The sequence below is a fragment of the Thiococcus pfennigii genome, assembly GCF_016583835.1.
GTDB classification, from domain to species: Bacteria; Pseudomonadota; Gammaproteobacteria; order Chromatiales; family Chromatiaceae; genus Thiococcus; species Thiococcus pfennigii.
In genome coordinates this window covers 1-11816 of sequence record NZ_NRRW01000033.1, presented here as the reverse complement: position 1 = coordinate 11816, position 11816 = coordinate 1, and the positions used below count along the sequence as shown (strand labels likewise).

Below are 11816 nucleotides of genomic sequence, written 5' to 3'. Positions count from 1 at the left end.
CGGGCCGGGAGCAGGGCAATCGTGAGCGAACAGGACAGGATGGGCTTCGCGACGCGGGCGATCCGCGTCGGTCACCGCCGCACCGGCGAGGCCGAGCACGGCGAGCCGATCTTCGCGACCTCGAGCTACGTCTTCGCGAGCGCCGCCGAGGCGGCGGCGCGCTTCGCCGGTGACGAGCCGGGCAACATCTACTCGCGCTTCACGAACCCGACCGTACGCGCCTTCGAGGAGCGCCTGGCCGCGCTGGAGGGGGGGGAGTCCTGCGTCGCGACCGCCTCCGGGATGGCGGCCGTCCTGTCGGTCTGCCTCGGCCTCCTGCGCAGCGGCGATCGCATCCTGTCCTCGCGCAGCCTATTCGGCAGCACGACGATGCTCTTCGGCAAGTACCTCGCGCGCTTCGGTGTCGCTACCGACTATGTGCCGCTGGCGGACCTCGATGCCTGGGCTGCGGCCATGACCCCACGGACGCGGTTCCTCTATCTGGAGACGCCGTCGAACCCGCTGACCGAGATGGTCGACATCGCCGCGCTGGCCGATCTGGCCCATGCCCATGGCTGTCTGCTGGTCGTCGACAACTGCTTCTGCACGCCGGCCTTGCAGCGCCCGCTTGCGCTCGGCGCGGACCTGGTCATCCACTCGGCGACCAAGTATCTCGACGGGCAGGGACGGTGTGTCGGCGGGGCCGTCGTCGGCGACCGCCAGCGGGTCGGCGAGGAGGTCTTCGGCGTCCTGCGCACCGCCGGGCCGAGCATGAGCCCGTTCAATGCCTGGGTCTTCCTCAAGGGCCTGGAGACGCTGGCGCTGCGGATGGACGCCCACTCGCGGGCCGCGGCGGCCCTCGCCGATTGGCTCTGCGAGCAACCGGCGGTCACGCGCGTCTACTACCCGGGGCGCCCCGAACACCCCCAGCACCACCTGGTCGGCCCTCAGCAGCGCGGCGGCGGTGGCATCGTCTCCTTCGAGGTCGCCGGGGGGCGCGTCGCCGCCTGGCGGCTGATCGACGCCACGCGCCTGATATCGATCACCGCGAACCTGGGCGACGTGAAGACGACCATCACCCACCCGGCGACGACGACCCACGGCCGCCTGAGCGCCGAGGAGCGCGCCGCGGCCGGGATCTCCGAGGGGTTGGTCCGCATCGCGGTCGGCCTGGAGGACCTCGCCGACATCCAGGCCGACCTGGCGCGCGGCCTGGCGGCCCGCTGATCGACGATTCGAAAGTGCGCCGCATCGTCGATGCGGTTCGCGGGCTCACCGCATCTACAGATATAACAGGCCGAGGATCACCGCTCCCAGCAGCAGCCGGTAGAGGACGAACGGCAGCATGCTGACCCGCTCGATGAACTTCAGGAAGAAGTGGATCGTCAGGTAGGCGACGACGAAGGAGATCGCGGCGCCGAGCGCCAGCGCCAGCCAGTCGACCGGGGCCTCGTCGCCGAGCAGCTCCAGCGACTCCAGCGCCCCGGCCATCAGGATCGTCGGGATCGCGAGCAGGAACGAGAAACGCGAGGCGGCCTGCCGCGTCAGGCCGAGCAGCAGGCCGGCCGTGATCGTGATGCCGGAGCGCGAGGTGCCGGGGATGATGGCGACGGCCTGGAGCAGGCCGATCGTCAGGGCATCGCGCCAACCGATGCCGTGTTCGTCGCGTCGGCGCCGGCCGCGGGCGTCGGCCCACCAGAGCAGGAGCCCGAAGCCGATGGTCGTCGCCGCGATGACGAGCGCGATGAGCCGCTCATCGCCCCGCAGGACCTCCAGGACCGCCTTCAGCGGCAGGCCGAGGACCACGACCGGCAGGGTCGCGAGCACCAGCATCCAGCCGAGGCGCGCCTCGCCCGTCAGCGGGCCGCGGCCGTAGGGGGCCGTCGCCATGGCGACGGCCATCGCCGCGATCTCGCGGCGGAAATAGCCGATCACCGCGAGCAGGGTGCCGAGATGGACCGCGACGTCGAAGGCGAGGCCCTGCAACGCGTAGCCGAACAGCAGCGGCGCGAGGATGAGATGACCCGAGCTCGAGATGGGCAGGAACTCGGTAATGCCCTGCACCGACGAGAGCAGGGCGATCTGGGAGGTCTCCAACGGCGGCCGCTCCTAGTTGTCGGGGAAGATCGGCGCCAGCGCCCCCTGCTCGGCGGGCAGTGGCACCTGGAACCAGTTGAACCGCTCGCGCAGCCGCACGACCTCGCCGACGATGACCAGGGTCGGCGGCTCGGGTGGGTCGCGCCGCACCCGCTCGACGATATCGGACAGGGTGCCCGAGTAGACCCGCTGGTTGTGGGTCGTGCCCTGCTGGATCAATGCGACCGGCATCTGCGGCGACACGCCATGGGCGATCAACTGCTCGACGATGACAGGCAGTCCGACCAGGCCCATGTAGAAGACGATCGTCTGGTGCGGCTGGGCGAGCTGCGCCCAGTTCAGGTTGATCGAGTTGTCCTTCAGGTGTCCGGTGACGAAGGTGACCGATTGGGCGTAGTCGCGGTGGGTCAGCGGGATCCCGGTGTAGCTCGCACAGCCCGAGGCGGCGGTGATCCCGGGGATGACCTGGAACGGGATCCCCTCCTCGGCGAGGGTGTCGATCTCCTCGCCGCCGCGCCCGAAGATGAAGGGGTCGCCGCCCTTGAGGCGCAGCACGCGGTGGCCGGCGCGGGCGAGGTCGACGAGGAGCCGGTTGATCTCGCCCTGGCGCATCACATGGTTGTCGCGCTCCTTGCCGACATAGATGCGCCGCGCGTCGCGGCGGACCTTGTCGAGGATCGAGGCGGCCACCAGTCGGTCGTAGACGACGACATCGGCCTGCTGCATCAGGCGCAGCGCGCGGAAGGTCAGCAGGTCCGCATCGCCCGGGCCGGCACCGACCAGATAGACCTCGCCGAGCGGCGAGGCCGATGGCCCCGCGGCCAGTTCCCGCTCCATCGCGGCCCGGGCCTCGTCGAGGTGGCCGGAGAAGACGCGCTCGGCGACCCCGCCCTGGAGGACCCGATCCCAGAAACGGCGGCGCTCGCGCTGATCGGCGAAGCGCTCCTTGACGCGTGCGCGGTAGTCGGCGCAGAGGCCGGCGAGGCGCCCGTAGGCGGCCGGGATTAGCGCCTCTAGGCGCGTGCGCATGAGGCGCGCGAGGACTGGGGAGGCGGTGCCGGTCGAGACGGCGACGACGACCGGCGAGCGGTCGATGACCGAGGGCATCAGGAAGCTGCATGCCTCGGGCTGGTCGACGACATTGACCGGCACGTTGGCCTGGCGGGCCAACTCGGCGATGCGCTGGTTGACGTGACGATCGTCGGTCGCGGCGACGACGAGGAGGGCCTCGTCGAGGTCCGCGTCGCGGAAAGCGCGGGCGGCGTGGAGGATCTCGCCGGCGGCGCGCAGCTCGGCGAGCGCCGGCGCGAGCTCGGGGGCGACGACCCGCACGGTGGCCCCAGCGCGGCGCAGGTTCGTGATCTTGCGCAGCGCGATCTCGCCCCCGCCGACGACCAGGCAGGGCTTGTTCCTCACGTCGAGGAAGATGGGTAGATAATCCATGGTTTCGATCTAGCGGCCAGCTGGTTCGGCTCGGTGGATGCGGGCTCGGCGCACTCGGCGTTGAGCTCGATATTAAAAGCGATTAATATACTGAATTGCTTGGATTGCGGATAGGCCCATCGTGATCGACGAAATCGATTCTCTCGACCTGCATCGGCAGCTTCAGGCCGGCGCGGACATCCTGCTGATCGACATCCGCACGCCAGCGGAGACGGCCCAGGGGATCATCCCGCGTGCGGAGACCTTGCCGATGCACCTGATCCCTCTGAGGCTGCACGAGCTGCCCAGGGACCGCGAGATCGTCCTCTATTGTCGCAGCGGGGCGCGCTCGTATCACGCCTGCAGTTATCTGGTCCAGCAGGGTTTCGACAAGGTCCTGAACCTGCGCGGGGGGATCGCCGACTGGGCCCGCCAGGGCCTCGAGATCGCCCTGCCGGGCGCTGGCTGATGGGCGATAAGGCCGCCCCTTCGTTGCCTTTTGCCGATGTTTCGCCTATAAATCTGGCCCTTTGAGCTGCGGCCAACCCTTGATAGACCACTGTACGCTGGAGGTTTTGCATGTCTGCCTTTGATCAAGAGCTCGATGCTTCCGGTCTGAACTGCCCGCTGCCGATCCTGCGCGCGAAGAAGACGCTGGCAAGCCTCTCGTCCGGCCAGGTCCTGCACATCATCGCCACCGACCCGGGCTCGGTGAAGGATTTCGACGCCTTCGCCAAACAGACCGGCAATGAGCTGATCGAGTCGCGCGAGGAAGGCGGCAAGTTCCACTTCCTGATCAAGAAGGCCTGACCGCGTCGGCGACAACCCCGGAGCCGTTCGGCTTCCCGTTACAGGAGCGTCCGATGGAAGAGAAAAAGCTGGCGATCATCGCCACGAAGGGCTCGTTGGACTGGGCCTATCCCCCGTTCATCCTCGCCTCCACGGCGGCGGCCCTCGGTTACCAGGTTCAGGTGTTCTTCACCTTCTACGGCCTGCAGTTGTTGAAGAAGAAGCTGAGCCTGGAGGTCACGCCGCTCGGCAACCCCGGCATGCCGATGCCGATGGGGATGGACAAATGGTTCCCCGTCCTCGGCATGGCGCTGCCCGGGATGCAGGCCATGATGACCGCGATGATGAAGGACAAGATGAAGAAGAAGGGGGTCGCGAGCGTCGAGGAGTTGCGCGAGCTGTGCCAGGAGGCGGAGGTCAAGCTCATCGCCTGTCAGATGACCGTCGACCTGTTCGATATGGACACGAGCGCGTTCATCGAGGGCATCGAGTACGGTGGTGCGGCGACCTTCTTCGAGTTCGCCGGCGAGAGCGACATCTGCCTCTACATCTGAGCGGGTCGGCCCAGGCCCCGCGATCGGATGACGAGGGGCCGGGCCTAGCAACGCCGCCGTGAGGCGGCGTTCTTCGTGGTGGGCTCAGAAGGTCCGGCGGATCTCCAACCCGAAGAGGTGGGCGCTCGCCTCGTAGTCGCCGTTGATCGCGTCGGTGCCGTTGATGTCTGCGCTGCCCGGCGTATAAGGCGTCGTCGAGCGGTAGTCGCGGTCCTCGAACAGGACGTACATGTAGCCGACGTCGAGCGCCCAGCCATGGCCGAGGTCCTGGCCGAGGCCGATGCCGAAGAGGTGGCGGTCGCTGTCCGGGACCCGGGCGCTGAAGTGATCGTCGCCCTGGCCGGTCTCGTCGTAGGTGTAGCCGAGGCGCAGGACCGTGGTCGGGCGCCACTGGTAGGTCAGACCGAGCCGGTAGGCGTTGGCGTCGGACCAGTCGTTGATGTCCTCCTGGATCAGCTGTCCGCCGTTCTTGGTCTCGATCCTGATCTTATCGAACTCGCTCCAGCCGATGCGGCTCCAGTCGACCTCGACGGCGAGCCTGTCGGTGAAGGCATAGCGGGCGCCGAGTTGCAGGCGCCAGGGCAGGTTGAGGTCGAGTTCCGCCGACTGGCTCGGCAACAGGCCGCCGAGGAAGACGAGGGCTTGGCTCAGGGCCTCGTAATCCCCGTCGATCGCGATCGTCGCCGCCGAGTGGAAGCTGCCGCCGATGCTCAGGGCATCGCGCTTGAAGAGGAAGCTCAGGTTGTAGCCCCAGCCGTCACCATCGCCCTCCAGGTTGGCGACCGAGGAGTCGAGGACCGCCGACTTGGCCCAGTAGTAGTCGACGCCGGCCGACAGGCTCAGCTGATCGTTGACCCGGTAGGTGGCCGTTGGCACGACGCCGAGGACCTCGAGCTTGCTCTGCAGGGGCTGGGGGCTCAGCGGGATCCTGATCGGGCCGAGCGCCAGTTCGTCCGTGAGGGCCGGAAAGGTGCCGGTCTTCCAGCGCGTCTCCAGGCCGAACGGGGCGTTGACCCCGAGTCCGAGCCGCCACCTGTCGTTGACCTTGAGGGCGCCCTGGATCATGGGGACGCCGATCCAGTCCACGCCCTGGCTCTCGTGGGTCCCCGTGCTGTTGGTGACCTGGAAGCTCGGGCCGATGAACAGGGTGCCGACGGCGATGCTCGAGCTGTCGTGGAAGCCCATCGCCGCAGGGTTGTAGGCGAAGGCGCCCGGGTCGTCCGGGTTGGCGACGAGCGCGTTGGTGGTGCCGATCCCGGCCGCGGAATGCTCGGGCAGCGCGAAGCCGGATGCCTTAGCGCCCGGTTGCGCCGCGAACGCGAGCGGGATCCCGACCAGGGCGAGCCTTGCCGTCGTCGAAAGGGTTCTGTACATGGGGCCGTGCCTCCTCACCTTAAGTCATCACGAACAGCGTTTTTCATGGGGTTGAGACCGGGCGGGGAGATTACGCCGGATCCCCGCCGATCGCCACTGTTTGTTGCATGTAAATGCCAATCATGTCGTATTTTTATGACATGCCAGGGCGACGCGAGGTCGCGTGTCGGGCAAAGTGATTGAAATCGAAGATGTTTTGTTGGACCTGGCGAGGTTGTGATATAAGCTTTTTCTATTTGTCCATCGATCGCGAGAGGGGTCTCAATGGCGGATCGAAGGCTCCAGGTTTTTCATACAGTTGCACGCCTGCTCAGCTTCACGAAGGCGGCCGAGACGCTGCACATGACGCAGCCCGCGGTGACCTTCCAGATCCGCCAGCTAGAGGAGCAGTTCAACACCCGCCTGTTCGATCGGACCCATAACCGCATCAGCCTGACCGAGGCCGGGCAGCGGGTCTTCGTCTATGCCGACCGCATCTTCGAGCTCTATCAGGAGATGGGGCGGGCCGTCAGCGAGTTGACCGGCGAGATCAGCGGCGCCCTGACGATCGGGGCCAGCACGACGATCGCCGAGTACATGCTCCCGACCCTGCTCGGCGACTTCAAGGACCAGCACGCGGACGTGACCGTGCACCTCAAGGTCGCCAACAGCGAGGGGATCGTCGCGATGGTCGAGAACAACACGATCGATCTGGGCGTCGTCGAGTCGCCGGTCACGAACAAGAACCTGGTCGTCGAGGTCTGCAAGCGCGACCGTCTGGTCGCCATCGCGCCGCCCGGCCACCCGCTCGCGGCGCAGCCCTGCGTGACCTTTCCGCAGCTCCTCGGGCACCCCTTCATCTGCCGCGAGGAGGGGTCGGGCACGCGCGAGGTGATCAGCGCCGAGTTGCACCGCCTCGACGGCGGTGGGGCGACGTTGAAGATCGCGATGGAGCTCGGGAGCCCGGAGGCCGTCAAGGGCGCGGTCGAGGCCGGGATGGGGGTGTCGGTGGTCTCACGCACGACGATCCAGAAGGAGTTGCGCCTCGGTACCCTGGTGGCGATCGATCTGGACCCGCCATTGGAGCGCCCCTTCTCCTTCATCCATCAGAAGCAGAAGTTCCGCTCGCGCGTCATGGAGGAGCTGCTCCAGTTCGCCCGCGCCTATTGCGAGATTCACGCCGAATGATGGGGTCTGCCTCGCTGCCGCCCGGCCGTGGGGGCGCGGACGAGCGCCGGCTGCTGAAGCTCTTCCGCGCACTGGAGGCGGCCGACCGCGAAACGCTGCTGGCCTTTGCCGCCTTCCTCGCGGCCCGCGAGCCGTCGGCGCCGGCCGCGGCCCGCGCGCCCGAGCCTCTGGCGCGCCCGGCGCAGGAGAGCGTCGTTGCGGCGATCCGGCGCCTGTCCCAGACCTATCCCATGCTCGAGCGAGGCCCGTTGCTCGGCGAGGCCTCCTCGCTGATGAGCGCCCACCTGCTCCAGGGGCGGGCCGCGGCCGACGTGATCGACGAACTGGAGGCGCTGTTCGCGCGCTATTATGCCGCCTACCGCGATACCTTCTCCGATGATCGCCCCTGACGCGCCCGGTAGCCTATGCAAGTCCTGACCGCCTGGTTTCGACGGCACTTCTCCGATCCGCAGATCCTCTTCCTGGCCCTCGCGCTCCTGGTCGTGTTTGCCGTCGTCCTGACCATGGGTCAGATGCTGGCGCCGGTGCTGGCCAGCCTCGTGATCGCCTATCTCCTCGAGGGTCTGGTCGGTTGGCTGGAGCGCCGTGGCTGGCCGCGGCTGGCGGGGGTGTTGGTCGTCTACTCCCTGTTCGTGCTGTTCTTGATCCTCGTGCTCTTCGGGGTCCTGCCGCAGGTGTCGCGGCAGGTGACGGAGTTGGTTCAGCAGTTGCCGGCGATGATCAACGAGGGCCAGCAGGCCCTGCTGCAACTGCCCGAGCAGTACCCGGAGCTGTTCACAGAGGCCCAGATCGACCAGCTGATCGGGGCGATCCGCAACGAGGTGATCCTGTTCGGTCAGCGGGCGCTGTCCTGGTCGCTGAACTCGATGGTTAGCGTCATCACGCTCCTCGTCTACCTGATCCTGATGCCGCTGCTGGTCTTCTTCTTTCTGAAGGACAAGGACCTGATCCTCGCCTGGTTCGGCCGCTACCTGCCGCGCCACAGGCGCATCGCGAGCGATGTCTGGCGCGATGTCGATGGCCAGATCTCCAATTATGTGCGCGGCAAGTTCTGGGAGATCCTGATCGTCTGGTCCGTCAGCTTCATCGTCTTTTCGGCCTTCGGTCTGCGTTATGCGATGCTGCTCGGCCTGCTGGTCGGTCTCTCGGTCATCATCCCCTACGTCGGCGCGGCCGTCGTCACCGTGCCCGTGGTGCTGATCGCCTGGTTCCAGTGGGGCTGGTCGCCGACCTTCATCTGGTTGACGGTCGCGTATCTGATCATCCAGGCCCTCGACGGCAATGTGCTCGTGCCGCTGCTGTTCTCCGAGGTGGTCGACCTGCACCCGGTGGCGATCATCGTCGCCATCCTCATCTTCGGTGGCCTGTGGGGTTTCTGGGGGGTCTTCTTTGCGATCCCGCTCGCGACCCTCGTCCAGGCGATCCTCTCGGCCTGGCCGAACCATGCGGAGCCGGAGGCGGATCCCGTGGTCGACTAGTGCAGGGCGTTGTTGCGCAGCGCGCGATGATCTGGGATCTTCGACGTGGACGACGCGCAACGTCGGGGCGTCGAGATGGCGCCTCGCCGGTTGCCGTCACGGGCGAGACGGGTTCACATCAACGGGTGGGCGAGAGAGATGAAGGCGCTGTTGCTGATCACCGGGAGCGGACCCATGCTGGTCCTGTCGTCGCTGGCGCGTCTCGATGACGATGTCCTGATCGGCGGGCTCAGGACCAAGGGGGTCGCGAAATTCATCGCCTACGAGCTGCCGATCGACGAGGTCGAGCGGCACTATGGCGGTCACTACCAGGCCACGATCCAGGATCCTCAGCAGGGCGATGAACTGCGGGTCCTCGACGTCGACGGCCAGCGCATCTTCGAGCGGGTGCGACTCGATCGCCTCGGCGAACCCTTCATCTACGAACCGGCCGGCCGCCCGAACAAGGTCTTTCTGGATTGAGATCGTCGGGGTGCGGCCCCGTGGCGGCGGGGCCGGTCCGCGTGCGTGCCCCGCTCAGCCGAGACCGCAGAGGCCGTTCGCACAGCAACCGCCGGTCCCGCAGGCCGGTGCCGGGGCCTGGCCGCTGCCCAGGCTGTTGCTGGTGACGATATTGCCGCCGGTCGCGAGCCGGTGCACCGGCGCCCCGGGCGGCGTGTCGCCGGCCTCGATCCCGGCCCGGGCGCAGAGTTCGCCCCAGGTCGCGAGGGTCTCGCTCATGCGGTGGCTGACCTCGACGACGCGGCCGTTGGCGTCACAACGATAGTCGTAGGTGGGCATGGATGGCATTCCTCGTTAATCAGAAAAGTGGAATATTCCGAATTATATTCAGGCCGTTGTGCGGTGCAAGCCGGTCGCGATCCGGGTGCCGAGACGCTGGATTTGTCGCGACTATACTCTCGATCAGGTTTTCGTTGCCGGGCCGAGCATCCTATACTGGGCGGCCAGTTAGCCCATTTCTGCCCCTTTTCCGAGGACGCCCCCGATGCACAATGGCACGACCGTCACCCAATTCATCATCGAGGAGCAGCGTCAGATCGCCGGCGCCACCGGCGACTTCACGTCGCTGCTCAACGACATCGTCACCGCCTGCAAGGTCATCTCGAACTTGGTCAACCACGGCGCCCTGGTCGGGGTGCTGGGCAGCGCCGGCAGCGAGAACGTCCAGGGCGAGACCCAGAAGAAGCTGGATGTCCTGGCCAACGACGTCTTCATCCGCTCGAACGAGTGGGCCGGACACCTGGCGGCGATGGCCTCCGAGGAGATGGACGAGATCTATCCGATCTCTCAGCAGTACACGCGTGGCAAATACCTGCTGACCTTCGATCCCCTCGACGGCTCCTCGAACATCGATGTCAACGTCTCGGTCGGGACCATCTTCTCGATCCTGCGCTGCCCGGGCGGTGGCGAGGCGCCGACCGAGCGCGACTTCCTCCAGGCCGGTACCCAGCAGGTCGCGGCCGGCTATGCCCTCTACGGTCCGTCGACGATGATGGTCCTGACCACCGGCAACGGCGTCAATGGCTTCACCCTCGATCAGAACATCGGCGAGTTCATCCTGACCCATCCGAACATGGAGATCCCGGTCGACACCCAGGAGTTCGCGATCAACGCCTCGAACATGCGCTTCTGGGAGCCGCCGGTGCGCCGCTATGTCGAGGAGTGCCTGGCCGGCAAGGAGGGGCCGCGCGGCAAGGACTTCAACATGCGCTGGATCGCCTCGATGGTCGCCGAGGTGCATCGCATCCTGACCCGCGGCGGCGTCTTCATGTATCCGATGGACGCGAAGATGAAGGACAAGGGGCAGGGTGGCAAGCTGCGTCTGCTCTACGAGGCCAACCCGATGTCCTTCATCGTCGAGCAGGCCGGCGGCGGCTCGATCACCGGCACCCAGCGGATCATGGACCTCCAGCCCGAGGGGCTCCACCAGCGGGTGCCCGTCATCCTCGGGTCGCGCAACGAGGTCGAGCGCATCCAGGGCTATCACCTCGCAGGCGGCTGATCGCGCGCAAAGCGGTGGGCGCGTCTATAATCGGCGCCCACCGTTTCGTCGTCGAGATCTCTTCAGGAAATGAGCATCAAGTCCGACCGTTGGATCCGCCGCATGGCCCGCGAGCATGGCATGATCGAGCCGTTCGAGCCGGGCCAGGTGCGCGACGGGGAGCACGGCCGGGTGATCTCGTACGGCACCTCCAGCTACGGGTACGACATCCGCTGCGCCGACGAATTCAAGATCTTCACCAATATCAACTCGGCCATCGTCGACCCGAAGAACTTCGATTCGAACAGCTTCGTCGACCTGAAGGCGCCCGTCTGCATCATCCCGCCGAACTCGTTCGCGCTCGCGCGCACCGTCGAGTACTTCCGCATCCCGCGCAACGTGCTAACGATCTGTCTCGGCAAGAGCACCTATGCCCGTTGCGGCATTATCGTCAACGTGACCCCGCTCGAGCCGGAGTGGGAGGGCCATGTGACGCTGGAGTTCTCGAACACCACGCCGCTGCCGGCCAAGATCTACGCCAACGAGGGGGTCGCCCAGATCCTGTTCTTCGAGTCCGACGAGGTCTGCGAGTCCTCGTACAAGGACCGTGGCGGCAAGTACCAAGGCCAGCGCGGAGTCACGCTGCCCAAGCCCTGAGGCCGTCGGGCTGCCAGCCGCCAGCCGTCAGCCTCCAGCCTCCAGCCTCCAGCCTCCAGCCTCCAGCCTCCAGCCTCCAGCCGCCAGCCGCCAGCCGCCAGCCGCCAGCCGCCAGCCGCCAGCCGCCAGCCGCCAGCCTCCAGGCTTCAGGCTTCAGGCTTCAGGCTTCAGGCTTCAGGCTTCAGGCTCCAGCCCGTAGGTCGGGTTAGGCGCGCTGGCACGGCGGTTGGGTAAAACAAAGGATTGCGCGCGCCGTAACCCGACAGGGGCCTCGGAGGGCGCCACGGTGTCGGCCGTCGGGTTACGCCCCCGCGGGGG

14 protein-coding genes are annotated in these 11816 nt (G+C 66.9%); 10 read left to right on the top strand and 4 right to left on the bottom strand.

Going from position 1 to position 11816, the window contains the following annotated elements:
• Positions 1-21 precede the first annotated feature (21 nt).
• Positions 22-1206, top strand: a complete 1185-nt coding sequence (locus CKO41_RS11640; protein WP_338115573.1) for an O-succinylhomoserine sulfhydrylase — start codon at positions 22-24, stop codon at positions 1204-1206.
• A 54-nt stretch (positions 1207-1260) separates the two neighbouring features.
• Here the strand turns inward: CKO41_RS11640 and CKO41_RS11635 are convergent, their stop codons facing one another.
• Both CKO41_RS11635 and cysG read right to left on the bottom strand, forming a co-directional pair.
• Positions 1261-2076 carry an undecaprenyl-diphosphate phosphatase gene (locus tag CKO41_RS11635; RefSeq protein ID WP_200252419.1) on the bottom strand — a complete coding sequence of 272 codons (816 nt, stop codon included), beginning with the start codon at positions 2074-2076 and terminating at the stop codon, positions 1261-1263.
• Between the two features lie 12 nt (positions 2077-2088).
• On the bottom strand, positions 2089-3519 hold the full coding sequence (gene cysG / locus CKO41_RS11630) for a siroheme synthase CysG (protein WP_200382354.1): 1431 nt from the start codon (positions 3517-3519) through the stop codon (positions 2089-2091).
• 121 nt (positions 3520-3640) lie between these two features.
• On the opposite strand from cysG, the gene CKO41_RS11625 reads away from it, so the two are divergent.
• From CKO41_RS11625 to dsrE2, 3 genes are all read left to right on the top strand, one after another.
• Positions 3641-3967 (top strand): rhodanese-like domain-containing protein, encoded by a 327-nt coding sequence (locus CKO41_RS11625; protein ID WP_200382353.1) that lies wholly within the window; start codon positions 3641-3643, stop codon positions 3965-3967.
• Positions 3968-4077: 110 nt separating this feature from the next.
• The gene (locus CKO41_RS11620) at positions 4078-4308 is read left to right on the top strand and encodes a sulfurtransferase TusA family protein (protein ID WP_200252425.1); all 231 of its coding nucleotides are present in this window, start codon (positions 4078-4080) and stop codon (positions 4306-4308) included.
• A gap of 53 nt (positions 4309-4361) precedes the next feature.
• Positions 4362-4841 carry a sulfur carrier protein DsrE2 gene (gene dsrE2, locus CKO41_RS11615; protein WP_200382352.1) on the top strand — a complete coding sequence of 160 codons (480 nt, stop codon included), beginning with the start codon at positions 4362-4364 and terminating at the stop codon, positions 4839-4841.
• 84 nt (positions 4842-4925) lie between these two features.
• Here the strand turns inward: dsrE2 and CKO41_RS11610 are convergent, their stop codons facing one another.
• Positions 4926-6215 carry an OmpP1/FadL family transporter gene (locus CKO41_RS11610; RefSeq protein WP_200382351.1) on the bottom strand — a complete coding sequence of 430 codons (1290 nt, stop codon included), beginning with the start codon at positions 6213-6215 and terminating at the stop codon, positions 4926-4928.
• Between the two features lie 264 nt (positions 6216-6479).
• Between CKO41_RS11610 and CKO41_RS11605 the strand changes: the two genes are divergently transcribed.
• The 4 genes from CKO41_RS11605 to CKO41_RS11590 all read left to right on the top strand — a co-directional run bounded on the left by CKO41_RS11605 (position 6480) and on the right by CKO41_RS11590 (position 9322).
• Complete coding sequence (locus CKO41_RS11605) at positions 6480-7382, top strand: LysR family transcriptional regulator (protein ID WP_200252431.1); 903 nt, start codon at positions 6480-6482, stop codon at positions 7380-7382.
• Positions 7379-7771: a hypothetical protein gene (locus CKO41_RS11600; RefSeq protein WP_242464284.1), complete on the top strand. Its 393-nt coding sequence runs from the start codon at positions 7379-7381 to the stop codon at positions 7769-7771. The genes CKO41_RS11605 and CKO41_RS11600 overlap by 4 nt, the downstream gene beginning before the upstream one ends.
• Before the next feature lie 15 nt (positions 7772-7786).
• The gene (locus CKO41_RS11595) at positions 7787-8860 is read left to right on the top strand and encodes an AI-2E family transporter (protein ID WP_200252433.1); all 1074 of its coding nucleotides are present in this window, start codon (positions 7787-7789) and stop codon (positions 8858-8860) included.
• A 138-nt stretch (positions 8861-8998) separates the two neighbouring features.
• Entirely contained in the window at positions 8999-9322 is a 324-nt protein-coding gene (locus tag CKO41_RS11590; protein ID WP_200252435.1) for a hypothetical protein, read from the top strand.
• Between the two features lie 54 nt (positions 9323-9376).
• On the opposite strand, the gene CKO41_RS11585 is transcribed toward CKO41_RS11590, so the two are convergent.
• A complete protein-coding gene (locus CKO41_RS11585; protein WP_200252437.1) occupies positions 9377-9640 on the bottom strand; it encodes a zinc ribbon domain-containing protein in 264 nt (87 codons plus the stop codon).
• A 205-nt stretch (positions 9641-9845) separates the two neighbouring features.
• On the opposite strand from CKO41_RS11585, the gene CKO41_RS11580 reads away from it, so the two are divergent.
• Both CKO41_RS11580 and dcd read left to right on the top strand, forming a co-directional pair.
• Positions 9846-10862, top strand: coding sequence for a class 1 fructose-bisphosphatase (locus tag CKO41_RS11580; protein WP_200252440.1), 1017 nt, complete (start codon positions 9846-9848; stop codon positions 10860-10862).
• A gap of 69 nt (positions 10863-10931) precedes the next feature.
• Positions 10932-11498, top strand: a complete 567-nt coding sequence (gene dcd / locus CKO41_RS11575; RefSeq protein ID WP_200252442.1) for a dCTP deaminase — start codon at positions 10932-10934, stop codon at positions 11496-11498.
• Positions 11499-11816: the final 318 nt, after the last annotated feature.

Bases quoted from the DNA above. Each gene is read 5' to 3' on its own strand.
- CKO41_RS11620 (WP_200252425.1), top strand. From the start codon at position 4,078: ATGTCTGCCTTTGATCAAGAGCTCGATGCTTCCGGTCTGAACTGCCCG.
- CKO41_RS11580 (WP_200252440.1), top strand. From the start codon at position 9,846: ATGCACAATGGCACGACCGTCACCCAATTCATCATCGAGGAGCAGCGT.
- CKO41_RS11600 (WP_242464284.1), top strand. From the start codon at position 7,379: ATGATGGGGTCTGCCTCGCTGCCGCCCGGCCGTGGGGGCGCGGACGAG.
- CKO41_RS11585 (WP_200252437.1), bottom strand. From the start codon at position 9,640: ATGCCCACCTACGACTATCGTTGTGACGCCAACGGCCGCGTCGTCGAG.
- dsrE2 (WP_200382352.1), top strand. From the start codon at position 4,362: ATGGAAGAGAAAAAGCTGGCGATCATCGCCACGAAGGGCTCGTTGGAC.
- CKO41_RS11595 (WP_200252433.1), top strand. From the start codon at position 7,787: ATGCAAGTCCTGACCGCCTGGTTTCGACGGCACTTCTCCGATCCGCAG.
- cysG (WP_200382354.1), bottom strand. From the start codon at position 3,519: ATGGATTATCTACCCATCTTCCTCGACGTGAGGAACAAGCCCTGCCTG.
- CKO41_RS11605 (WP_200252431.1), top strand. From the start codon at position 6,480: ATGGCGGATCGAAGGCTCCAGGTTTTTCATACAGTTGCACGCCTGCTC.
- CKO41_RS11610 (WP_200382351.1), bottom strand. From the start codon at position 6,215: ATGTACAGAACCCTTTCGACGACGGCAAGGCTCGCCCTGGTCGGGATC.
- dcd (WP_200252442.1), top strand. From the start codon at position 10,932: ATGAGCATCAAGTCCGACCGTTGGATCCGCCGCATGGCCCGCGAGCAT.
- CKO41_RS11590 (WP_200252435.1), top strand. From the start codon at position 8,999: ATGAAGGCGCTGTTGCTGATCACCGGGAGCGGACCCATGCTGGTCCTG.